This is a genomic window from Pyxidicoccus fallax, assembly GCF_012933655.1.
Lineage (GTDB): Bacteria > Myxococcota > Myxococcia > Myxococcales > Myxococcaceae > Myxococcus > Myxococcus fallax.
This window is the reverse complement of record NZ_JABBJJ010000198.1, coordinates 1-24,024: the sequence shown is the minus strand read 5'-3', so window position 1 is coordinate 24,024 and position 24,024 is coordinate 1. Positions and strand designations below refer to the sequence as shown.

Here is a 24,024-nt window from a genome sequence, read left to right as displayed (position 1 = left end):
GGCGTGGGTGGGGCGCGCGCGGGCGGTGGCCGAGCGCGTGGGCAGCCCCGCGGACCTGGCCTACGTGCTGTGCCGCAACGCCGTGTACGGCACCTACGTGGCGCGGTGGTCCGAGGTGGAGGTGGCGCTGGAGCGGGCGATTGGCATCGTCGACTCGGTGGGAGACCTGCGGCTGGCGGAGGAGTGCCGGACGCTCCTGACGGTGGTGTCCTGCTACCAGGGGAAGTTCTCCCGGGGGCTGCCGCTGATGGACTGGCTGGAGACCTCGGCTCGGCGGCGCGGGGCGCACCAGACGCAGCACTGGGCGCTGCACTACCAGGCCCACATCCACCTGCGGCTGGGCAACCACCTGAAGGCGCGCGCCGCGCTGGAGCAGACGCTGGCCTGGACGGAGGCACAGGGAAGCCTCACGGACCGCATCATCGTGGACGGCACGCTGGCGCTCCTGCGACTGCGCGAGGGCAACCCCGGCGGGGCGCGCGAGGCGGCGGAGAAGGCGCTGGTGAAGCTGTCGGCCGGCAAGCCGGTGGCGCACTTCGTCTACTTCGGCGTCATGTCGGTGGCGGAGGTGCTGCTGGCGCTGTGGGAGCGCGACGGCGGGGTGGACGCGACGCTGGCGGACAGCGCGAGGGCGGCACGCAAGGAGGTGGACGCGTTCGCCAAGGCGTTCCCCTTCGGCAAGCCGGCGGCGCTGCTGTGGCGTGGGTGCGAGGCGTGGGTGGCGGGCCACCGGACGCGCGCGTGGGAGCTGTGGCGCCGGTGCATCGCCCTGGCGGCGCGCAAGGGCACGACGTACGAGGAGGCCCGGGCCCGGTTGGAGCTGGCGCGGCACCTGCCGCCGGAGGACCCGGCGCGGAGCGAGCACGCGGAGCGCGCGGTGGCGTTGTTCGAGCGGCTCGGCACGCGGGATGAGCTGGCCTGGGCGCGGGCGGAGGTGGCACGTTGCGCTCGAGTGAGGTGAGGACTCGGGGCGAGCTGGCCCTGGCACGAGCGGAGGCGGCACGTTGAGCGCGGGTGGTGTGGAGACTCGGGGCGGGCTGGCCCGGGTACGGGCGGAGGCACGACGTTGAGCGCGAGCGGTGTGCGGACTCGGGGCGTGCTGGCCCGGGCACGAGCGGAGGCGCGACGTTGAGCTCGAGTGGCGTGGGAGTTCGGGACGTGGCGCTGCTGGCCTGCCCGGCCTGTCGCGGGACGCTGGTGTTCCACGGGCAGGAGGACGGTGGTCGCCTGCTGGACGGGCGGCTGCGCTGTGGCGGCTGTGGCGAGGCGTGGGAGGTGAAGCGGGGCCTCGTGCGGCTGTACCGCGAGGACGCGGTGCGCGGCACGGACCGGCTGATGCGCGTCATCTACGACGGGCTGCCGGCGCTGCATGACCCGCTGACGGCGGTGCTGACGCCGGTGCTCCAGTCGGTGACGGAGTCGCGGATGCGCGACCGGTACATGCGACGTCTGGAATTGGGGGCGCTGAGGCCTCGCGAGGACGGGCAGCCGGTGCGGGTGCTGGAGGTGGGCGTGGGCTCCGGGGCGAACCTGCCGCTCATCCGGAGGGATGTGCCCCACGGGCTGGACGTGGAGGTGTGGGGCGTGGACCTGAGCGAGGGGATGCTCGGGCACTGCCGGAAGCGGGTGCGGCGGGGCGGGTACGAGTCCGTGCGGCTGCTGATGGCGGACGCCCACGCGCTGCCCTTCGCGGACGGGACATTCGACCGGGTGCTGCACGTGGGAGGGATTGGCGGGTACCGGGACCCGGCGACGGCGCTGGGAGAGATGGCGCGCGTGGCGCGGCCGGGCACGCCGCTGGTGGTGGTGGACGAGCAGCTGGACCCGGCCTTCCGTCCCTCGCTGCTCCAGCGCGCGGCGTTCCGGGCGATTACCTTCTACTCGAGCGACCCGCACTGTCCCCGCGAGCTGCTGCCCATTGGCGCCGAGTCGGTGACGGAGGAGCAGGTGGCGCCCTTCTATTACTGTTTGTCATTCCGGATGCCGGAGCCGCGCGGCGCCTGAGTGGCGCGGGAGCGTCCGGGCTTCCAGGCGTTTCATCGCAACTTCCGGGTCGCCCAGGCGGCGCGGAGGCGGCATTCGTTGAAACGGAGGAGGCGCGACACCTTGCATTCCAAGACACGGACATCCACGGCTCGTCGTCTGAAGACGCCCATCCCGGAGCGCGTGGAGGCGCTCGACTGGGAGCACATCGCGGCGGAGCTGGACACCCAGGGCTGCGCCACCGTGCGCGGAATGCTCACTCCGGCGGAGTGCGCCGGGCTGGCGGAGCTGTATGGCGGCGACGACACCGTGTTCCGCAGCCGCGTCGTCATGGCGCGGCACGGCTTCGGGAAGGGGGAGTACAAGTACTTCGCCTACCCGCTTCCTGACTCCGTGTCTGTCTTGAGGACGGCGCTGTACCCGCGGCTCGCGCCCATCGCGAACCGGTGGAACGAGACGCTGGGCATCGACGTGCGCTTCCCGGAGGCACATGCCGCGTTCGTCGAGCGCTGCCACGAGGCCGGGCAGACGCGACCGACGCCGCTGCTCCTGCGCTACGTCGAGGGGGACTACAACTGCCTGCACCAGGACCTCTACGGCGAGCACGTCTTCCCGCTGCAGGTGGCCTTCCTCCTGTCCGCGCCGGGAGACGACTTCACTGGCGGCGAGTTCGTGCTCACCGAGCAGCGGCCCCGCATGCAGTCCCGCGCGGAGGTGGTGCCGTTGGGGCAGGGTGACGGCGTCGTCTTTCCCGTGCATCACCGGCCGGTGAAGGGCACGCGCGGCCACTACCGCGTCAACATGAGACATGGCGTGAGCCGGCTGCGCTCCGGTCAGCGGCACACGCTGGGCATCATCTTCCACGACGCCCGATGAGCGATGACTTTACAGGGTTCGAGCTGCCATTTCACTTGGAGGCGTTCATGTGGCACCTGAGGGAGGAAAGGTGGCGCGCTCCTGAGGCTGCTGGAATTTGGTGGGTCCACATTGCCCCGGCTTGTCGGCGATTGGCTAAAGCCGTCTACCCAGCGTAAGCCGCAATGGGCTACGTCGTTATGAGTGCGGCGAAGGCGCTCTTTGCGTCTACTGCACCTCAAGCGGAGGATGGTCGTGGTCGATGACCTTTCCAAAGGCCTACCTCCCCCGATTCACAACTCCAGGCGTAATCTGAAATGATGGTGTGGTCCGAACCAAAGCTTCGGCCCATCCAGTGACTCGAAACCCTCGCTCCCCCGCCTCTCGCTGGTTCATTGAAGCGGACCAGCTGTTCATTTCCTTGGTCGAGCTCCCAGGGGAGCTCGGCTCTCGCGTGGCCCTTCGTGAAGACGAATGGACGGCGAAAGGGTGGCGCGATGAACGTCATGCGCGCTTCTCCTCAAGTCAGTGGGCTGCGCTTGGACGCCCTGTCGAAAGCGGAGCCGACGAGGAGGAACACGCATATCGTCTGGAGGAGTGGGTCGCTCTACAGCACCTGCTCATGGACCTTCTCAGCGTGGATCAGCAATCCATCCGGTGCGACGTGGTGGGCGTTCCAGGCAGCGCTGGCGCGAAGTACCGAATCCGTGTCGATGGAGAGGTGATTCCTGATGCGCCCGCTGCTTTGCCTTGGTCCATTGCGGTTGATGGCCTTGGGCCTCGCCCCTTGATGCCGGTTGCGGCTTGGGCGTGCGCCGAGGCCCGCCTTGCGACTCATGCCGCTACACACGATCAGCTTGCTCGTGTCGCGCGCATTCGAAGTGTGCTGGATGAAGCTGTGCGGTTGCTCGTTGGGAGGGTCCAGTTCACCCCCGCGGGATTCCTCGGGAAGTTCGAGCCACAGCCCGTAGCTCGGATGGGGCTTCGCTGGGAACAGGAACCAGATGCTTCGGATGTCGTCTCCCTCCGACCGTACGTCGTTCGTTCGGACGGCACTCACGCTCCTTTGCCGCTCTCTAGCGTGCGGCCTGGCGGAGTGGCCGGGAATGACGCTCTCCGACCTCTGCTGCTCCCCGAAGGGGCCGCCGCAGTGCTCGATAATCTCCGCCCGCTCCAACGGCGCCTTGTGCAAGACGTCCAACAGGAACTCCGCGACCCGTCATGCGTCGTTCCAGAGGGCCAGGATGCAGACCGGTTCCTGGACCTCTCCCAGTATTCACAACGAGTCGCGGGATTCGAGGTTCTGAGTGGCCGGCAACCTGCTGAGCGGCTGGAGGGCTCGGGCCTCGAATGGTTCGACCCTGTGGATGAGGCTGGGGCGTTCTCCCTCGCGCTTCATGTGGAGCGTGGTGAGGACGGGGCGTCCACGGTGCTCCAGCTCCGTTCGCGGGAGGAAGCCCTGGAGCTTCTGGGGCGCAACGACGCCGCGTTGAAGCACGGACGCGCGGCTCCGTTGACCGTGGGAGAGACCCGGTTTCTTCCAAGCGAATCAGTAGGGCGTCAGCTCCGAACCGCACTCCATCTGTCAGAGGTTGCTCCAACGGATGAAGCCGGAAGCGCGGCGGAGGGAACTGGCGAGGGCGCCAGGGGACGTGAGGCCGCCATCGTACGCGAGCTGAGTGCAACGCCTTCCAGTGATACTCGCGTGTCCGTGGAGGAGTTCCCTGTTCCGTGGAACCTGCTAGCAACAGCGCTGCGCCCCGGCGTGGAACTAAAGCCCCATCAACGTCAAGGACTTGCGTGGCTATGGCGCCACGCCAGCTCCCAGGTTCCTGGAGTGCTGCTCGCGGACGACATGGGGCTTGGCAAGACATTGCAGGTCGCTTGCTTTCTGACGTTGAGACGGTTGGAGGGATCGCAGCGGACTTCACGGCCTCAGTTGGTGGTCTGTCCTACAATCTTGATTGAGAACTGGCGGCAGGAACTCAAGCGCTTCTTTGAGGACCGGGTCTGGCCCGAACCGTTCATCTTGCACGGACCGGGACTGCGGAGGGTAATGCGTGTGGAGGGACTCAACACGGCCTTCCTTGAGCGCCAGGAACTGATCCTTACGAACTATGAGACGCTCGGGGCTCACCAGCGGTCCCTGTTGAAGGTGGACTTCGATGTCGTCGTGTTCGATGAGGCGCACAACCTCAAGAACCCGGACACACTGCGCTCGCGGGCTGCGCGCGCTCTCAAACGCTCCTTCGCAGTCGCACTGACGGGAACCCCAGTCGAGAATGAGTTGCTCGACGTCTGGGCCGTTTACGACGCCATCCAGAGCCGTGAACCACGAGTCTTCGGGCCACGTACCACCTTCCGAGAGGAGCACCAAGGCGAGCGAGCCGTGGTGACTTTGCGGCAACGGCTTGGCTATCCCTCGGACCAATGCACGCTCCTCCGTCGGGAGAAATCGGAGGCACTCAAGGATCTCCCCCCGAAGTGTCCCCAGAAAGTGGCTGTCGAGATGACTGCGCTTCAAGAAGAGCAAGAACGTCTCATTGCCGCGCACGCACCCAAGCGTGGTTCTCTCTGGGCGCTTGGGGAGCTTCAGAAGCTTTACCAGCATCCTGCACTACTAGTGGATTCCCGGGGGATGTCTACCACGGCGGCCCTTCGCGAGAGTCCGAAGACGCGGTTGTGCCTGGAACTATTGGAGCAAGTGGAGAGTCAGGGACGAGGTACCAACGCGGAGAAAGCCCTGGTTTTCGTCCTCTCCCGGGCGATGCAGGACCTGCTGGCTCAGCTCATTGGCGAGCGTTTCAAGCTCGGACGTGTACCCATCCTCAATGGGGAGCCGGAGAATCGTCGGCTGGCCCTGGACCATATCGATGCGTTCTCCCGTGCACCGGGGTTTCAGGTTCTCCTGTTGAGTCCGTTGGCCGCAGGCGCTGGGCTCAATATCGTGGCTGCCAACCACGTCATCCACTATGGGCGGTGGTGGAACCCGGCGAAGGAGGATCAGGCTACGGATCGCGCCCATCGCATCGGTCAGACCCGTTCGGTCCACGTGTACTACCCCTTGCTCCACCGTCAGGGGCGAAAGGACGCCGGTTTCGACATGCGGCTGCATGAATTGGTGGAGCGCAAGCGCGCCGTGGCGCGCGACTTCTTGTCGCCCCAGCCGGACGACGCAAATCAATACGCGGGCGTATTCCAGACCTCTGATTCCTCGGGAGAGGTTTGAAAATGTATATTGTATCAATCCTGCAGGGAGTTACTCTCTCCCAGGCAATCGGCTGCATTGTGGTGCTCACGCTGATTGCTCTAAGTCTCGCCTGGTGGCGCTACGGGAAGCTGGTCCGAGCAGTCCAGGCCCTGGATGTGGGACTCCCGGCACTCCTCGCTGGTCACCAGCAGGACCCTGAATCCGGCCAGGAGGGACGAGCCTTGTGGCGGGCTGTCCGCGAGCAACTCGTGTTCCCTCCCGGACGCCAGGAGATTGGTGGCCCCGTTCTCATGCGCACATCTCCCTCTCAAGAATTGAGGGAGACGTGCCGTGCTCTGTTTCGGCATTCCGCAGGTCATGGAATTGGCAGGAACCTGACTGGCATCGCTCTGGTTATCACCTTCGTACTCTTGGGCGTCGTGCTCGTCGGTCCGGTCCAGGACGCGCTGCGTGTCTCCCAGACATCCGGCGCGAACTCTCAGTCGGATCTGCTTTCGCAAGCCATCGGTCAGATGGGCGCCAAGTTCTTCGTTTCGGCGATGGGACTTGTAGGCTCCTTCTTCTTTCAGGGCGTTGCCTCATGGCTTGAGCGACAGCTTCTGGCTCGACTCGATGCCATGCGAGCCCGCTTCGAAGTCGAGACCCAGACGCTGGACGCTCAGGAAATCACGCTGGCTTCAGCGCGCAAAGACGCCCTGGGGGTATTGAGGACAGAGCTTGCGCAAACGCGCAAGGAACTGGCTGAGCGGCTCCAGCACCTAGAGAGTGTGGAAGTGTCCCTGCAGCACATCGGCTCCGAAGTGCAGACCCACTTTGGCACGATGATGAAGGAGCAGGTCGGCGACGTGATTACGCGGCAGCTCACTGCCGTCGAGCAAGCCGTGCGCGTCATCGCCAGCGACTTGCAGCGCACCATCGCAACCGGCTTCGCCACGACACTTCAACGAGAGATGTCCACGGTTCGTGAGCACCTCGACGCTATTTACAAGGCGCTCTCCGAAAAGCAGGAGCATGATCTGGGGCGCATCCTCGAGCAGCTGAGGGACACAGTCTCTGGAGGGTTCCACTCCCAATCCCAAGACATGGCGCGGCAGATGGCGGAACTGGTGGGCGTGCTGCCAAGGCTCGAAAATCAGTTCGACCTCATGTCGAAGGCGCTAGGGGAAAATGCGCGCCAGTGGGGGAGTGAGAACCAGCGGGCCATTGACATGCTGACAGAGAAGGTCAGCGTGTTGTTGGGGAGCTTCGACACGGTTCGGAAGGACCTGGAGACGGCAACGGCACGGGTGCTCAGGGCTTCGACCGAGTCCTCCCACCGGCTGAACGAGGAGAACCAGCAGGTGCTTGGTCAATTGGGAAGCACCGTTTCATCCGTCATGAGCGGCTTCAAGGACGTCCTGGCCGGAATGAACGATAGCACCCAGCGGCTCGTCGATGCCGCATCTGTGTCGGCGCAGAACCTCCAGGCTCATACGGTGCGGCAGACCGGGGCGCTGCAGGGGCAGGTGGATGCTCTGCGTGCCGCTGCGAATTCGAATATGCACAACGTCCAGGCCCAGTCGGAAGAGTTCTCAAAGCTCATGGGGAAAACCCAGGACGGATTGCGCGAATTGACGGAGCAACTGCGTAATACGGCGGCCCAACTTGTCGCGGCGACGCGCGGAGCGAGTGACACCCACGATAAGGCGAAGAACACGTCGAACCAGATGGAGGAGGTGGCTCGCCGCCTGAGCGAAACGGCCAACACGTACCAGTTGCTTTCGAAGGAGCGTGCGGCCGTGACCAAGCAGGAGGAGAACCTGCTGAATGCCCAGCGCCAAGCCCTCGATCAGGTCACTCCTGTTCTTACTGGATTGGTCCGCACGTACGAAGAGGCAGTTAGCCGCCAGTCACAGGCATTGAGCAGTCAGTGGGCGAAGGTCATGCAGCAAATGGAGTCCGTGGTGGACAGGACCTCCGGTGAGCTCGTTCAGGGCGTCGAGGACCTCAACGACACTGTGAAGGAACTCAAGGAGGCCTTGCGGCCCCAGGTGAAGCGCACGTGAGCTCGCCAGGAGAGGGCAGCGAGAGGTCCCTTGCGGACCTCATGGCCGGTGTCGCTGTGGTGTTTCTCTTACTAGCGGTCATCTTCATCCTGGAGGCCCGGAAGCAGCGGGAAGCCGCGATTCGGGAGAAGGAGGTGGCCATCGGCAAAGTGGATTCTCAGAAGGAAGGCGTCCAGGCATCCTTGCTGGCACTCAGGGAGGACCTCATTTCGCTGGATGCCACTCTCGACGGTGGCTTCATTTCGTTGAGTGGGTTGGATGGTGGCGTGAATGCACTGGAGATCGAGTTCAAGAACCTGCAGTTCGGTTTGGGGCAATGCCGAACTCCTCCTGCATATGTAGAGCAGTTCAAGCGCGGTGCCGTTCCCCTCATCCACCGGGTCTGCGAGGCCGTAGACGCAATGAGGGATGCCGGCGCTGAACCCACCATCATCCTTGAAGGTCACACAGACGACCGGCCCTTTCTCGGAACCAGCAGTGAGTGTGGTGTCCGCAATGGAGTTGCGGAAGTCAGCTTCGAGAACAACGTCCGAGCCAGCGCTGCGCGTGCGCAGGAGGTCTTCTTCACAGTGCGCGGCCAGCTTGAGGACGCGGGCTACGAGCGGGAATGCCTGGACTCGAACTTCGTCGTATCGGGAAGAGGACAGACGGCCCCGCGCCCTGGAACGGATGGCAGTGAGCCGTCCAATCGCCGCCTCGTAATTCGTGTTCGCGGCGACCTGCGTTTGTAGGAGGTTGCATGGGACTGGATTCATGGCTAGCGAGCATCTCTGACCGACAGCGGCTGTTCGTGGCCGGGCTTGAGACATTCCGTGAGCAGTCCGAGAGCGGGATGCGGCAACTTTCGCGAAGCCTGGACCTCGCACAGCAGCGGGTTGATGCGTGGGAGCCAGAGCGCCTGCAGCGTGCGCGCAATGCGATCGACGTAGGTGCCATGATCGCGAAGCTGGATGCACGAGATCTATCGAGCCTCTCTCGCCGCGAGAAGCGCGCGGTGCCCGCGTTCTGGCGCGAGGTGGGACTGGAGCGCATGCGCTGGTTCCTGTCGGAAAGTCCGGAGAGTTTACCTCGATTCGTGCGGCAGCGGCTTCGCGATTGGAGTCTCTCCGAAACCCCTGAAGTGCAGGAGGGATGGGCGCGCCTCGCAGGCCACTTCTGGAAAGAAGAGCGCTTGCCTCGGTGGGGCCTCCCGCTGCCAGTGAGTACAGTGCTTGGTCGGAAGGGTCCTGGTCTGCTCGCTGAGCAATGGAAGGACGAGTCCTTGCCCCACGTAGTCGAAGCGCTCAAGGTCGCGGGCGCGAGATCGAGTGTCTCGTACACGGGGCATGTCGTGTCGGAGTACCTCCTTCAAAGACTTCGTCAGCGTCGGGATGTCACTGAGAGCCTCGCCTTCTTGATGGACGATGCACGCGGTCGAGCATGGCTCCCGTTCGTGGGGACCGAAACGAGTCTTACTCCAGCCCCGTTAGAAGCGAGGGTGGCGGTCGTGGCGGCGGTGCTGGAATGTCGTGCGCAGCGGCAGGTCGGCGCGGGAGTACAAGGCCGTCTTGAAGAGCGGCTCGTATCCAAGGACAGTGTCTTCGGAGATCCCCGCCTCACCACATTGACCGAGGCATGGGCTCAGGTACGGAGCCGCACCCGAGGAGCGTTCGACGACTTTCTCGCCGCGCTCATTCAGCAAGATCTCGAATTCTTCTTTGAGCGCGCCATGCGGGAGCAGGACCGGCGTGATTTCTGGCTGCGCTATCTCGGGTCCATCAGGACAACGACATGTTGGCTTGACTCGGCGACCTACGATGACCTGCGCAGAAGGGGGGATGCACTTCCCCCGGAACAGCGGGCCGCCTTCAGGCGCGCAAGGCGGCTTCCCAAAGGGGAAGTGAGCGCATTCTGCCTGTCGTTCGATCGCTTCGTGGTAGTCGAGTTCTCGGAGACTGGAAATGCGACCTTCGTCTATCGACACGAGAACTTCGATCGAATGCTGCGAGGCATGGTGGTGGAGCATGCCCAGAATCTCAAGGATGTTCAGCTCAGTACGCGTCGTCTGATTCATGGGAAGTACTGGCAGTCTCGATTCGACCAGGAACTCTTGGCGCTCGGCATCGAGTGGGATCGGAATAGGCAAAGGCGAAAGCTCTGAGCATCTGTGAGGTGCGGTTTCAGCCGTCCGCTAAGAGATACCTGTCGCTTAGGGATGTGCCTGAGCGCATAGCGAGTCTCATATGAGTACAGCCGATGGCACCGCCCGGCCCCTCAGACTAGATTGGCGGACTTCGGTAGGAGCGAGCAGTTCATGGACGAAATGCGGCCACGAGATGACCATTCGCCACGAGATCGTTGAGGAGTTTACGTTTCGCAACGGAACCCGCTCGTTCACCACCGCCAACGCAGTCATCGACACCGGAGCGCATCACACATGTATCACGCAGGCGGTTGTCGACGCGCTCGAACTCGACGCATACGACACTGCAGACGTGTCGAGTCCAGGGCACGAACCGATGCTCGCCTTCATATACCGGTGCCTCGTCGCCTGGACGATGTACGAGGAACAGGGGTTCGCATCAACCCACGAAGTGCTCTGTATCCCGGGCGCAGGAGAGGTGCTGATTGGATTCGATTTCTTGCGCGCTCACGAGTTGTCTGTGGACATTCAGAACCAGGGACTAGTTGGGACCGCGCCGGATGGCGCAGTGCCGCTGACGGGAGGAGGGTACGTGCTAAACATGCCGCGCTCGTACTTGCTCAAGCTCAACGGCGAAAGGGCCAACGCTGCGAAGCCGGGGGCAATCCTGCGACCACATCCCGCGTGGCGATTCAAGTTGCCGGTCTTCATCAAGAAGTAGCGCAGGGAGGACATCTCGCACGTGCTTCAGCAGATTCCTTTGAGACGGTCTCCTCGGAGAGGTTGTCCATCCTGCCTCCGAGCCTGCTTGATCGACTTACCTGAAGAGGTTTAGCAACACCGGGGACGAAGCTCCCCTGTGCTAGGCACAGGATGCTGGCGCTCGGCAGATGTCTTCGCGCTTCGCGCGCGGCTTTCCCGGATGGCGAAGCCGCAACGCAAGGCCATGCTGAGCAGGCCCATCGGTGCCTACAACGAAGACCGGCGCACCCCGGAGGAGCGAGAGCCCCTGTTCTGAACGTCAAGGGCTCACGGGTTCAGCACCAAATCCAGCAGCTTCAGAGTCATGCCGCCGGTGAAGTCGATGGTGGCGCCGTTGAACCACGCGGCGTCCTCGCCCGCGAGCACGGTGACGAAGCGCGCCACCTCGTCCAGGGTGCACATGCGCCCGGCGGGATTCATCCGCGAGTGCATCGTCTCCAGCCGCGCGAGCGCCTCCGGCGAGTACACGTGCCTCAGCGCGGGCGTCATCACCGTGCCGAACTTGAGCAGGTTCACCCGGTGCCCCAGCGGGCCCAGCTCCATGGCCAGGTAGCGCACGTACATCTCCAGCGCCGCCTTGGACGCGCTGATGAGCCCCGTGTTGGACAGGTGCGTCTCGTCCAGCGGGTTCTGCAGTCCGAGCAGCCGGGCCTCCGGCGCCAGCAGGTCCGCCGCCACCAGCGCCTGCGCCCAGTACACGAACGAGTGCGCCATGGTGTCGAAGGTGCGACGGATGCGGCGCGAGTGCAGCCGGTCCTCCCCTTGCGACAGGAAGTGCCCCACCGAGGCCCCGGCAATCGAGTGCACGAACAGCTTCACGCTGCGCGGGCCCGCCACCCGCCGTAGCGCCTCCACGCCCGCCTCCGCGGACTCCGGCGTGGACGCATCCGCCTGCCACAATTCCGCGCGGCGACCGGCTTCCCGCACCGTCTCTTTCATCCGCGCCGCGCTCTCCGCGTACCGTCCGCGGTGCACGCCGAACACATCCAGCCCGGGCCGCCGCGCCACCGCCTCCGCGATGGCCGCGCCTGTTCCGGACGAAGCTCCCAGGATGAGCGCCCACTGAGAACCGCTCGCGCCATCTCCATCACTCGTACTGCCCATGACCACTACCTTCCGTGACTCACGCCGGGCCCGGTCCACCCAAGCGCGCCGTGTCCAGCAGGGCCTGTACCGCGCCCGCGACTTCATGGTGGACCGCCAGCATCGCGTTCCGATCTCCCGCGTCGAACCCCGGCTCCAGGTGACGCGTCAGCGGCTCACCCACCCACTGTGTCATCTTCACGGGGAAGGGCAGTGAAGCAGGCCACACCCCGGTCGCGCCCACGCCCAGCCACAAAGGCAGACGCGCCGGCATCCCCACGCGCCGCCCCAGCGCATACCCATCATTGAGGCCCAGGTACGCGTCATCCATGCCGCTGCCGCCCACGGGGACAATCGGCAGCCGGTAGCGCACCGCGAGGCGCAGGTAGCCCATGCGCTCGCCCCAGTCCACGCGGTAGCGGTGCCGGAAGCTCCGGCAGCCCTCGCGCGTGCCCCCGGGCTGCAAGAGCACGTGCTCGCCACGAGCCACCGCCTCCGCGAGCCGCGGGTCGTCCCCGGTGACGAAGCCCAGTCCGTCCGCCACCGCGCGCATGCCCGGTATCCGGTCGAACGCGCCATGCGCCACGCCGTGCGGCAGGTAGCCCAGGTGCTCGTAGAGCGTCACCGTCAGCATGCACAGGTCCAGCGCCAGGGGCCGCCCGTGGTAGCCGACGATGAGCTTCGCCCCGGGCCGCAAGAGCGGCTCCAGGTTCACCACCTCGTAGCGGTGATAGCGCCGCAGCAGCCGGAAGGTGGCCAGCCACGCCGCCAGCGGCAGACCGCCCGCGCCCTTCATCCACCCACCTGGTACAGCACCGCGCCGTACGCCACGCCCGCGCCCACGCCCACCATCAGGATGCGGTCTCCCGGCTTCACCGGCCGCGTGCGCAGCAGCCGGTCCAACCCGGTGCCCAGCGACGCCGAGCCCACGCTGCCCACCGTGTCCACCACCCGCACGCTCCGCTCCGGCGGCACGTCCAGCGCGCGGAGGATGGCCTCCAGCATGCTCCCGTTGGGCTGGTGCGTGAGCACCCACTCCACGTCGCCCAGCGCCACGCCGGCCTCGGCCAGCACCGAGCGCGCCGCCCGCAGCAGCGCCTCCAGCGCCACGCGCGTCATCTCCTTGCTGGGCGTGAGGAAGCGCATCCGCTCCGGCTTCCCCGTGGCGTGCGGGTTCTCCAGCACCACGTCGGTGGGGAAGCTGCCGTCGTTGCCCAGGGCCACGCCCAGCACGCCTTCACCGGGCCGCCCGGTACCGAGCACCGCCGCCGCCGCCGCGTCTCCCAGCACGAGGTACGGGCGCGGGTCCTCCGGCGTGGTGGTGCGCGACAGCAATTCCACCGAGACGATGCCCACCGGCCCCAGCCCCGTCGCCACCGAGCGCGCGGCCAGGTCGAAGGCGCTCAGAAAGCCCATGCACGCGTTGCTCACGTCCATGGCGTCGCAGCTCCCCGCCAGCCCCAGCGCCGCCGCCACGCGGTTGGCGGTGGCCGGCGTGGTGACGTCGCCGCCCATGGAGGTGACGCAGAGGATGCGGCGCAGCGCCTTCGCCTCCACGCCCGCCGCCTCCAGCGCGCCGCGCAGCGCGGTGGCCGCCACGTCCGCGGCCCGCGTCCCCGGCGGCGCGAAGTGGCGCGTGTGGATGCCCGTCTTGCGCTCCACCTCCGCGGCGTCTCGCCCCACGCGCGCGCACAGCTCCGCGGTCGTCACGGCGGGGCCGGGGAGGACGCTCGCGGTGCCCAGGATGCGAACGGGAATCATGCCGCCTGCCTTCCTCCGGAGCGGGGCTTCCCGGAGCCCGCGCGGGTCTTCAGCAGACACCAGTGCTGCCGCAGCTCCTCCAGCTTCGCCGCCAGCGCGCCATCCGCCTCGGCCCGGTCGAGGATGTCCCGCGCCCGGGTGAAGTCCATGGCCGTGCGCAGTGGCAGCTCCGCGGACTGGATGTCATAGCCCACGTCCGCCAGCAGCGACTCCGCGTCGCCGCTGCGGTGCAGCAGCAGCACGCCGCTGGCCACGAGGTCCAGTGCCCGCGCCATCGGGTTGAGGCCGGACAGGAACCGGCCCAGCATCGTGCGATGCGCGTGCGCCGTGGGACGGACGCCGAAGGGGAAGATGTTGCTCGAGAAGATGATGTCCGCGCCCGCGCTCAACAGCACGTTGGCCGGTACCATGCTGGTGAACGCGCCGTCCACGTACCTCGCGGCCCCTACCACCGTGGGTGCGAACACGCCGGGCGCCGAGCCGCTCGCGCGCACCCCCAGTGCCACCGGCCCGCGCTCCAGCGCCACGCAGTCCCCGCTCGTCAGGTCCGTCGCCACCGGCAGGAAGCGGATGGACAGCTCCTCCAACGAGGTGTCCCCCAGGTCCTTCTCCACGAAGCGCTCCAGGGAGTACGACGTCACCATGGCGGCGGCGGCGGCCAGGGAGAGCTGGCGATTCACCGCGCGCTCCTCCAGGCGCAACAGCCCCTCCAGACCGCTGCGTCCGTCCAGCGCGCTGCCGCAGAAGTACGCCCCCACCAGCGAGCCCATGCTGGCGCCGCTGACGAAGTCGATGGGCACGCCCCGGCCCACCAGCCAGCGCAGGATGTACACGTGGTAGAAGCCCCACACGCCGCCGCCGCTGAGCGCCAGTCCCACGCGCCGGTGGGTGAGGGCCCTCGCCCAGCGCGCCAGCGCGTCCAGCTCCGCGTCCGTCAATTCCACCGCGTCCAGTGGCCGGTCATCCACCGTCAGCCGCGCCAGCCGCTTCAGGCCCACCCGCAGCCAGCAGGCCGGCAGCACCCGCGTGTCCACCGCCGTCCCGGCCTCCTGCGGCTGGCCGCTCAGCACCGCGCCGCGCGGAGGGAGCCCGGGGTCGATGACCACCGTGGGCAGCACGCGATACCCGGGCGTCAGCGGAGGCCGCGCGTGGGCGGGGCCGGGAACGAGCCGCACCGTCTTGCCCAACAGCGCCGCGTCCACCGCGCAGCCGTCCAGGAAGATGTAGTGGACGCCATGCTCCCGCGCGAGCCGGTGCAGCCGCTCCGCCTCCACCCGGGCCGGCGCTCCCGGCGCGGGCTCCGGCATCGTGGCGCGGAACACGCCGTCCGCCCCGCGCGACACCGTCCCCTCTCCCCCGGCCGCCGAGCGCAGGAGCAGCACCCGGTCCCCGAAGTCGTGGGTGATGCTCTTGGCCGCCAGCTCGATGAGCGTGGACAGTGGCGCGTCGCGTAAATCACTCTCGAAGGCGACGACCTCCGCGTATTCGAGCAGGTCTTCCCGCCGGGGTGCCCCGAGCTCCACGTGGCCCAGGTCCTGCCGCAGGCCCGCGTGCGCGTGAACCAAATCCCATACCTTGTCGTATGGAAAGAACAGGCCGGTGGAGGCGGACACCGCCCGCGCGGTGACGGTGCACCTGCCACCGAGTAGTGCCTCCACGCCCAGCGGCGTGTCCGGCCTCAGCGTCAAGAGCGGCTCGCCGCCTCGCCGGACGTCCAGCTCCCCGTCCAGGAGGAGGAAGAAGCCCGCCGGCTCCTGGCCCTCCTCGCACAGCACCGTGTCCTTCTCCCAGGACACCTCCACGCCCTTGTCCAGCAACTGCAACAGGATGGTGTTGCTGGTGTGCCGCAGCGCCGGCGCTCGCTTGAGCGCGTACAGACGCCGGCGCTGGATGTCGAGGCGCGTGGAGTTTGGCATTGAGGCTTCAAAGAATAACGAAGCCTGGACAACCCCGCACACGGGTCTGTAATGCCCCGTGTGCTTGATGATGCGGGGCTCACGTGGAATCCATGTTTCACGCGGACAGCGGTTGAGGCGCGGGCGGCTCCGCGTCCGGCGGCTTGTGGGTGGGCCCGGGCGTCTTGCGGATGCGTGCGCGCAGGGACTCCACGAGGACGTACAGCACGGGGATGAAGATGAGGTTGACGAAGGTGGACAGCAGCATGCCGCCGAAGACGGTGGTGCCCAATGACTTGCGCGCGGAGGCACCCGCGCCCGAGGCCAGCATCAGCGGCACCACGCCCATGAGGAAGGCGAAGGACGTCATGAGGATGGGGCGCAGGCGCGTCTGCGCCGCGTAGATGGCGGCGTTGGTCACGCTCTGTCCCTCGGCGCGCAGCTGCTCGGCGAACTCGACGATGAGGATGGCGTTCTTGCTCGCGAGGCCCACGAGCATGACGAGCCCCACCTGGCAGAAGACGTCGTTCTGCAGGCCGCGCAGGTTCTGCAGCGCGAGCGCGCCCAGCATGGCCACCGGCACGCCCAGGAGGATGACGGCGGGCAGCGCGAAGCTCTCGTACTGCGCCGCCAGCACCAGGAACACGAAGAGGATGCCCAGGCCGAAGATGATGAGCACGCTGGTGCCCGCCTGCTTCTGCTCCAGGGACAGGCCCGTCCACTCGAAGGTGTAGCCGGCGGGCAGGGACTGCCGCGCCACCTCCTCCATGGCCTCCAGCGCCTGCCCGGTGCTGACGCCCGGCTTGCCCTGCCCGTTCAACCCCGCCGAGCGGAAGAGGTTGTAGTGCTGGATGTTCTGCGCGCTGGTGATGGGCCGCACCTTCACCAGCGACTCCAGCGGCACCATCTGCCCGGACGACGCGCGCACGTAGAGCGCGTTGATGTCCTGGGGCTCGTTGCGGAAGGGGACGGCGGCCTGCACGTAGACGCGGTACACGCGGCTGGCGAAGGTGAAGTCATTGACGTACTGGCTGCCCAGGTAGACCTGCAGGGTGGAGAAGACCGCGTCCAGCGGCACGCCCAGCGCGAGCGCCTTCTCGCGGTCCACCTGGATGTCCAGGAGCGGCGTGCTGGCGGTGTAGGACGAGAAGACGCCCGTCAATCGCGGGTCCTGGTTGGCCCGGGCCACCAGGCCTTCCGTCGCCTGCGCCAGTTCCGCCAGGGAGCGGCCGCCCTGCTGGTCCTCCAGGACGAACTCGAAGCCGCCCACGCTGCCCACGCCGCGGATGGCCGGGGGCTCGAAGGGCAGCACGCGCGCGCCGCCAATGGCGAGCAGCGGGCCGCGCAGCCGCTCCACCAGCCCCGCCACGCTCTGCTCCCGCTCCTCGCGTTCCTCCCACGGGCGCAGGTTGACGAAGAGGGTGCCGTAGTTGGCGCCGGTGCCCAGCAGCGAGAAGCCGCCCACGGTGAAGATGCCGGACACCTCCGGCTGCTTGCGCAGCACCTCCTCCGCCTGGAGGAGCACCTGCCGCGTGTAGTCCAGCGACGTGCCCTCCGGCCCCTGCACCGCGACGATGAGGTAGCCCTGGTCCTCGCCGGGGATGAAGCCGGAGGGCGTGAGCCGATACGCGAGCGCCGTGGCGGCCAGGCACACCACGAAGGCGATGGTGACGGGCCACTTCAGCGGGCCCACGAGCCGGGCCAGCAGCCGCCCATACGCGTCGCGGAACCGCTCCAGCATCCGGTCGAACGCCCGGAACACGCGCCACTTCTCGCCCTCGTGGGGCTTGAGGAGGATGGCGCACAAGGCGGGCGACAGCGTGAGGGCCACCAGCGCGGAGAGGCTGATGGAGAAGGCGAGGGTGAGCGCGAACTGCCGGTAGATGATGCCGGTGGTGCCGGGGAAGAAGGACACCGGGACGAACACCGCGGACAGCACGATGGCGATGGCGACGAGCGCGCCGGCCACCTGCTTCATGCCCCGGTGCGTGGCCTCGCGCGCGTCCACGTTGTCGTGCGCCATGGTGCGCTCGACGTTCTCGATGACGATGATGGCGTCGTCCACCACGAGGCCCGTGGCCAGCGTGAGGCCGAAGAGCGTCAACGTGTTGATGGAGAAGCCGAACGCGCTGACGAAGAGGAAGGTGCCCACCAGCGACACGGGCAGCGTCGTGGCCACCACCAGCACGCTGCGCCAGCCGTGCAGGAAGATGAAGACCACGAGCACCACCAGGAGGATGGCCTCGCCCAGGGTGACGAGCACCTCTTCAATCGACGCCTCCACCGCCGCGGTGGTGTCGAAGGCGCGCTGGTACGTCATGCCGGGCGGGAAGTTGGCCTTGAGCCGCTCCAGCTCCTTGATGACGCCGTCGCGCACCTCCAGCGCGTTGGAGCCCGGAAGCTGGAAGATGCCCAGGCCCACCGCCTCCTGGCCGTTGAAGCGCAAAAGCTGCCCGTAGTTCTCCGCGCCCAGCTCCGCGCGGCCCACGTCCTTGAGCCGCACCAGTGAGCCGTCCTGGCCGCGCTGCACGACGATGTCGCCGAACTGCTCGGGCGTGGTGAGCTGGCCCTGCACGCGCAGGGTGAACTGGTACGTCTGCCCCGCGGGCGCGGGCTGCTGGCCCACCTGGCCGGCGCCCACCTGGACGTTCTGCGCGCGCAGCGCGTTCACCACGTCCGTGGCGGCCAGTCCCCGGCGCGCCAGCTCCGTGGGGTCCAGCCACAGGCGCATGGCGAAGCGGCGCTCGCCGAAGATGCGCACGTCGCCCACGCCCCTCACGCGCAGGAGCGCGTCGCGGATGTAGACGTCCGCGTAGTTGCTGAGGAAGCCCGTGTCGTAGCGCTTCTCCGAGTCATACAGGCCGAAGGCCATGAGCAGCTGCGTCTGCGCCTTGTTGACGGTGACGCCCAGCGCGTTCACCTCGGCGGGCAGCTGCGGCGTCGCGGTGGACACGCGGTTCTGCACGTCCACGGCGGCGAGGTCCAAGTCCCGGCCCGGCTCGAAGGTGACGGTGACGCTGCTCTGCCCGGTGTTGCTGCTGGTGGAGGAGATGTAGCGCATCCCCTGCACGCCGTTGAGCTGGCGCTCCAGCACCGTGGTGACGGCGCTCTCCACCGTCTCCGCGGACGCGCCGATGTAGTTGGCCGACACCTGCACCACGGGCGAGGACAGGTCCGGGTACTGCTCGACGGGGAGCGACGGGATGGAGATGGCCCCCACCAGCGTGATGATGATGGACAGCACGCTGGCGAAGACGGGCCGGCGGATGAAGAAGTCGACGAACATGCCGTGTCCTCACTGCCGCGGAGTCGCTGCGCCACCCGGAGCCGGGCCTTGTGGATGGCCTCTACTCCCGGGCTGCGCCGGGCCGCCGGGAACGCCCTGGCCTTGAGGCTGCAGGGGCTGCTCCCCCCGGGCCTCGGGCTGTCCCGGCTCGCCGGGCGCGCCCTGCGTGCCCTGACCCTGGGGAGGCTCGGCGCCGCTGCCGCCCACGCCCTGCTGCGGGCCGCCCGGCTTCGCGGGCATGGGCTGGATGGGCTGGCCCTCTCGCAGCAGTTGCAGCCCGCTGACCACCACCTGCGTGCCCGGCTCGATGCCGCTCTCCACCTCGTAGGCGTTGCCGGAAATCTGGCCCAGCTTCACGGGCACGCGGCGGGCCACGGTGCCGCCGCCGTCCGCCTGGCCCGCCACGTAGACGAAGGACTGGCTGCTGATGTTCGTCACCGCGAAGGTGGGCACCTGGAGCGCCTCGCGCGTCTCGTACACCACGCGCACGCGCACGAGCTGCCCGGGGCGCAGGCCCACGGTGTTCTCGAAGGCGGCCCTCACCTCCACGAGCTGCGTGGTGGCGCTGGGGATGGGCGCCACGAAGAAGACCGGTGCGGACACCAGCAGCTTCCCGCCCGGGTCCACCACCTCCACCGGCGTGTCCCCTGTCTTGATGGTGCGGGCGCGCTCCACCGGCACCTGCACGGACACCTCCAGCACGCGGCCCTGGCTCACCGAGGTGAGGGCCGTCTGCGGCGTGACGTAGTCGCCCACGTTCACCGGGAAGTCGCCCACCGTGCCCGCGAAGGGCGCGCTCACCCGGTAGAAGTCGAGCTGCACCTCCTGCGACTGGATTTGCGCCTGGATGGCGCGCGCGCTCGCCTCGGCCTGCTCGGCCTGGGCCACGGCCTGGTCATAGTCCTGGCGGCTGAGCAGCCCCTCCTTCAGGAGCTGCGCGCTGCGCTGGCGGGTGCTCCGGGCGTACTCGAGCTGGGCCTCGGCGGAGGCCCGCTGGGCCTGGGTGGCGCGCAGGCCCGCGCGCTGCTGGCGCGGGTCCACCACGAGCAGCACGTCTCCCTGCTTCACCTGCTGGCCGGGCTTCGTCGGAATCTCCTGCACGTAGCCGGCGACCTGCGGGTACACGGTGATGCTCCGCCGGGAGACGAGCCTGCCCACGTACTCGCTCGTGTCACGCACCGGCCCGGGCTGGAGCGCCTGCACCTGCACGGGCATGGCCCGGCCGGCGCCCGCCTGTCCTCCCTGGGGCTTTTCCTCCTGTGAGCCCTTGCACCCCGCCGCCAGGGCCAGGGTCACCAGCCCCGCGCCCCATGTCCTCACCACTCGCATGAAGCCTCCGCCAGGAATGCCTCGACTCGCGCCTGCTCCAGTTCGAATTCGCGCACCACCAACTGCAGCTCCGCCTGGCGCAGCGTCGCCGCCGTCTGGATGAGTTCCAGGCTGGTGCCGGTGCCCACCTCGAAGCTGCGCCGGGTGAGCCGGTCGTTCTCCTCGGCCAGGTCGCGCTCGCGCGCGGCGATGTCGCGAGCCGCCGTGGCGACCTCCACCCCGCGCCGTGCCTGGGCCACCTCCACGGTGACGTTGCGCTCGAGCTCCACCACGTCCTGCCGCGCCACCTCCGCCTCGGCGCGTGTCTGCCGCAGCCGGCCCTCGCGCGCGCCGCCCTCGTAGAAGGGCAGCACGAGGGCGGCGCCCACGTTCCACACCGGCACCTCCGCGACGCCGTCTTCCACCGTGAGGGCCAGCACGTTGCTGGTCAGGGCCAGCGTGGGCACGTACGTCGTCTTCACCTCCGTCACCTGCCGCTCGGCCACGACGAGCCGCGAGCGCGCCGCCGCGAGGTCCGGCCGGCTGTTCAGGTCCTCCAGCCGGTGGCAGTCACGCCGCGCCTGCCGGAGCAGCGCCTCCAGGTCCACCCCGCGCGCCAGGCCCACCGCGCCCGGGGTTCCCAGCGCCAGCCCGAGCGACTCGCGCGCCTGCCGCAGTTGCTCGTCATTCGTCACCACGAGGACGCGGGTGCTCTCCGCGTCCTGCTGCACGCGCACCACGTCCAGCCGGGTGCCCGCGCCCAATTCCAGACGCCGCTGCGCCAGGGCCAGCCGCTCCAGCGCGCTGCGCAGGTTGACGCGGCTGACCTCGGCCAGCCGCTCGCGGGCGGACACTCCGACGAGCCCCTGCGCCAGGGCTCCGGTGAGCTGGCGCCGCGTCTCGGCGAGGGACAGGGAGGCGGTGCGCTCGGCCTCGCGCGCGGTGCCCAGCGCGGTGATGGCCTGCAGGTTGAACAGCGGCTGGGTGGCCGTCAGCGTGCCCACCACGGGCGGGTTGGTGGGGCGCAGGGCCTCGCCGTCACCGCCGCCCGTGCCTCCGCCGATACCGCCGCCGATGCCGCCCGTGCCTCCGCCGATGAACACCGCGTCGGGGTTGAGCACGTTGTACTGGGCGGACACGTTGCCGGTGATGGTGGGCAGCAGGCCGGCGAGGGCGATGCGCCGAAGCCCCGCCGCGGTCTCCACCCGGGCGAGCGCGGTGCGCAGGTCCGTGGAGCGCTGCTTGAGGAGGTTCAGCGCCTCCTCCCAGGAGGACACCTGCACGGGCGCGGGAGGCACCGGCGCCAGCAGCGGGTCCGAGACCTCGGGCTGGGGCGGTGTGGGCTCATCCGGGCCGGGCGCGGTGCCGGGTGTCGGTCGGGGAGGAGTCCCTCCCGCGGCGCCCGGAGGCGTGGCGGAGGAAGGAGGCGTCCCGGGCGCGGGTCGGGGTGTCGGAGTCGAGGTGGGCGCCCCGGGTGTCGGCTGCTGCACGGCGCCAGTACCCGCCTGGGCGAGCAGCAGGCCAGGCACGGGGCTGGAGCGCGAGAGCAGGACTGCGAGCAGCAGGGCATTCATGGGGGCGTGCCCAGAGGTATGAGGCGCGCATGGCTCCCACCACGGTCCCGAGTCCCACCTTGTGTCTGGTGGACAGATTCCGGGCCCCTGCTGCTCAACAGTGGATGAAGGGGCACCGTCCCGGGGACAGGTTCAACGGCAACGGTGTTGCGAAAGCCACAGAGCCGGGGGCGGAGCGGCCCCGGCACCGGTGGCTTCGCTTCATCGGCCCTGCTGGAGCATGGACAGCCGCTGCTTCGCGGCGCGGCTCTGCGGGTCGAAGCGCAGCGCCTCCTCCAGTCGCTGCTTCCCGCGCTCCACCTGTCCCTGGACGACGTAGAGGTCGGCCAGCTTCACGAGGGCGTCGGCGTTGTAGGGCTGGAGGTCCAGCGCACGCTCGAACTCGCGCGTGGCGGTGACGACGTCCTTCCGGCGCATGGCGAGCTGGCCGAGCATGAGGTGCGGCTGCACCAGCCCGGACGTCTCCGGCCGCGAGGCGAGGGCCTGCGTGGCGGCGAGGCCGCGCGCGTCCCCGAAGCCCGCGAGCGTCAGAGAGGCGGCCTGGCGCACCCACAGGGAACGGTCCGTGAGCAGCGGCACGAGGTCCTCGATGGCCTCGCGCGAGCCGGCGGTACCCAGGCCCTCGATGATGTCCGAGCGGAGGAGGCCGTCCTGCGTACCCTCGAGCGCCGCGCGCAGGGCGGGCACGGCGTCGCGCTTGAAGCGGCGGGCGAGCAGCTTCGCCGCGGCGCCTCGCAGCGAGGGCGCCTCCTCGGTGTCCGCGAGCACGGCCTCCAGCGAGGGACGGCTGGTGGCGGCCGTCTTGTCGTCGAAGGCCTCCGCGAGGCGCAGGCGGCGCTGCTGTCTCACGCCAGCCTGGGGCCACCACTTCAGGAGGGCCTGGGACATGGCCTCGGGCGTCTCCTTGGCGTGACAGGAATTGCAGGCGTTGGGGACGCCATGGCGCGAGGTGTTGTCCGGGACGGGCACGTCCAGCGCGTGGTCGGCGAAGGGGTCGAGCACGCCGGAGACGACGGGCGGCATGTGGCAGGACAGGCAGTCCTGGGCGGCGCGCGCGGTGTGGTGCGTGTGCTTCTGGCCCTGCGCGAAGACATCCGCGTGGCACTGCTGGCAGGTGGCGGAGTTGGTGGAGACGTTGGCGGTGGCCTTCTGGGGCTTCTGGACTTCGTTGGGGGCGCCGGGCTCGTGGGGCGCGGTGTGACAGGTCAGGCAGGTGGCGCCGCCCTTCGTGTGGCAGCGGGATTGGATGAGGGCCTGGTACTCGAAGCTGGAGGTGCTCGGGCGGCCGTCGGTGAAGTAGTCGCCGGAGCGCTCGTTGCCGAGGAAGAGGACGATGGGCTGGTAGTGGTCCTCGTAGCGCTGGCCGGGCTGGAAGCGGTGGGCGGCGTCGAGGATGGGGAAGAGGGGCTTGCGGGGCCCGTGGCACTGGGCGCACACGGCGAAGCCGAGCTCGGGGGAGAGACTCGCGGGCTGGACGATGTCCTTCGCATCCTGGGACTCGACGTGGCGGGAGCCGGGGCCGTGGCAGCTCTCGCAGGCGACGCCGGCATCGGTGAAGCGGGTGGTCCAGGTGTGGGCGGCGCGGTCGTAGCGGGCGTCGAGCCCGGTGACATGGCAGTCCAGGCAGGCGTGCTGGGCGCTGCGGCGGAAGTTGGTCCAGAAGAAGGGGTGGTCCGGGCTGAGGGCGCCCTGCTTCTTCTCGGAGTAGTCGACCCACTCGCCCTTGCCGGTGACGTGGAAGTAGACGGGGAGGACCTGCCAGCGGCCATCGGGGAGGACGGTGACGGGGTCCTGCATGCGCTTGCCACCGACGACCCACTGGACGGGGAACTCGGCGAGCTGGCCGTCGGCGCCGCGGGTGCGCATGAAGTGGTGCTCGCCGTCGCGGCGCATCCAGGCCTCGCTGGACTCGCCTTTGAAGTGCGTCTTGCGGAAGTCGCCCACGACGAACTTCGGCGTGGCCGGGGAGAGCGCGCGGGAGTGCCAGTCCTTGCCCCACGCGGCGTGCTCGTGCTCGTGGCAGTCGGCGCAGGCGGCGGAGCCGACGTAGGTGCTCGCGGGCGGATGGGCGGCCGGGGTGGTGCTCGCCGTGACGGTGGGCGGCGTGGACGCGGCGGTGGGGGCCGGCGGCGGAGGTAC

At 68.3% G+C, this 24,024-nt stretch carries 16 protein-coding genes and 1 pseudogene; 8 read left to right on the top strand and 9 right to left on the bottom strand.

The features are described 5' to 3' along the window. From HG543_RS33120 to HG543_RS33110, 3 genes and pseudogenes are all read left to right on the top strand, one after another. Positions 1–961, top strand: a pseudogene (locus HG543_RS33120) (serine/threonine-protein kinase PknK); the annotation flags it as partial. A 182-nt stretch (positions 962–1,143) separates the two neighbouring features. Further along, positions 1,144–2,004 carry a methyltransferase domain-containing protein gene (locus tag HG543_RS33115; RefSeq protein ID WP_169348922.1) on the top strand — a complete coding sequence of 287 codons (861 nt, stop codon included), beginning with the start codon at positions 1,144–1,146 and terminating at the stop codon, positions 2,002–2,004. Positions 2,005–2,106: 102 nt separating this feature from the next. Beyond that, positions 2,107–2,859: a 2OG-Fe(II) oxygenase gene (locus HG543_RS33110; RefSeq protein WP_169348921.1), complete on the top strand. Its 753-nt coding sequence runs from the start codon at positions 2,107–2,109 to the stop codon at positions 2,857–2,859. Between the two features lie 586 nt (positions 2,860–3,445). On the opposite strand, the gene HG543_RS55730 is transcribed toward HG543_RS33110, so the two are convergent. After that, entirely contained in the window at positions 3,446–3,898 is a 453-nt protein-coding gene (locus tag HG543_RS55730; protein ID WP_246357475.1) for a hypothetical protein, read from the bottom strand. Here HG543_RS55730 and HG543_RS33105 point away from each other — a divergent pair. The 5 genes from HG543_RS33105 to HG543_RS33085 all read left to right on the top strand — a co-directional run bounded on the left by HG543_RS33105 (position 3,815) and on the right by HG543_RS33085 (position 10,937). Then, the gene (locus HG543_RS33105; protein WP_246357474.1) at positions 3,815–6,067 is read left to right on the top strand and encodes a DEAD/DEAH box helicase; all 2,253 of its coding nucleotides are present in this window, start codon (positions 3,815–3,817) and stop codon (positions 6,065–6,067) included. The two genes, HG543_RS55730 and HG543_RS33105, sit on opposite strands and share 84 nt — an antisense overlap. Beyond that, positions 6,064–8,094, top strand: a complete 2,031-nt coding sequence (locus HG543_RS55725; RefSeq protein ID WP_246357473.1) for a phage tail tape measure protein — start codon at positions 6,064–6,066, stop codon at positions 8,092–8,094. Before HG543_RS33105 ends, HG543_RS55725 begins: the two co-directional genes overlap by 4 nt. Then, positions 8,091–8,825, top strand: coding sequence for a hypothetical protein (locus tag HG543_RS33095; protein ID WP_169348919.1), 735 nt, complete (start codon positions 8,091–8,093; stop codon positions 8,823–8,825). Before HG543_RS55725 ends, HG543_RS33095 begins: the two co-directional genes overlap by 4 nt. Positions 8,826–8,833: 8 nt before the next feature. Further along, positions 8,834–10,234, top strand: coding sequence for an EH signature domain-containing protein (locus tag HG543_RS33090; protein ID WP_169348918.1), 1,401 nt, complete (start codon positions 8,834–8,836; stop codon positions 10,232–10,234). Between the two features lie 175 nt (positions 10,235–10,409). Then, entirely contained in the window at positions 10,410–10,937 is a 528-nt protein-coding gene (locus HG543_RS33085) for a pepsin/retropepsin-like aspartic protease family protein (protein ID WP_169348917.1), read from the top strand. A gap of 308 nt (positions 10,938–11,245) precedes the next feature. Here the strand turns inward: HG543_RS33085 and HG543_RS33080 are convergent, their stop codons facing one another. The 8 genes from HG543_RS33080 to HG543_RS33045 all read right to left on the bottom strand — a co-directional run. Further along, positions 11,246–12,082, bottom strand: a complete 837-nt coding sequence (locus HG543_RS33080; protein ID WP_169348916.1) for an SDR family NAD(P)-dependent oxidoreductase — start codon at positions 12,080–12,082, stop codon at positions 11,246–11,248. 19 nt (positions 12,083–12,101) lie between these two features. Then, positions 12,102–12,857, bottom strand: coding sequence for a lysophospholipid acyltransferase family protein (locus tag HG543_RS33075; RefSeq protein WP_169348915.1), 756 nt, complete (start codon positions 12,855–12,857; stop codon positions 12,102–12,104). Next, the gene (locus HG543_RS33070; protein ID WP_169348914.1) at positions 12,854–13,822 is read right to left on the bottom strand and encodes a 3-oxoacyl-ACP synthase III family protein; all 969 of its coding nucleotides are present in this window, start codon (positions 13,820–13,822) and stop codon (positions 12,854–12,856) included. The genes HG543_RS33075 and HG543_RS33070 overlap by 4 nt, the downstream gene beginning before the upstream one ends. Continuing rightward, positions 13,819–15,738: a patatin-like phospholipase family protein gene (locus tag HG543_RS33065; protein WP_169348913.1), complete on the bottom strand. Its 1,920-nt coding sequence runs from the start codon at positions 15,736–15,738 to the stop codon at positions 13,819–13,821. Before HG543_RS33065 ends, HG543_RS33070 begins: the two co-directional genes overlap by 4 nt. A 97-nt stretch (positions 15,739–15,835) precedes the next feature. Next, positions 15,836–19,003 carry an efflux RND transporter permease subunit gene (locus tag HG543_RS33060; protein WP_169348912.1) on the bottom strand — a complete coding sequence of 1,056 codons (3,168 nt, stop codon included), beginning with the start codon at positions 19,001–19,003 and terminating at the stop codon, positions 15,836–15,838. A gap of 9 nt (positions 19,004–19,012) precedes the next feature. After that, complete coding sequence (locus HG543_RS33055; RefSeq protein ID WP_169348911.1) at positions 19,013–20,332, bottom strand: efflux RND transporter periplasmic adaptor subunit; 1,320 nt, start codon at positions 20,330–20,332, stop codon at positions 19,013–19,015. Next, positions 20,320–21,885 (bottom strand): TolC family protein, encoded by a 1,566-nt coding sequence (locus tag HG543_RS33050; protein WP_169348910.1) that lies wholly within the window; start codon positions 21,883–21,885, stop codon positions 20,320–20,322. Before HG543_RS33050 ends, HG543_RS33055 begins: the two co-directional genes overlap by 13 nt. A gap of 201 nt (positions 21,886–22,086) precedes the next feature. Continuing rightward, positions 22,087–24,024 (bottom strand): HEAT repeat domain-containing protein (locus HG543_RS33045; protein WP_169348909.1); only part of this gene is annotated, 1,938 nt, incomplete at its 5' end.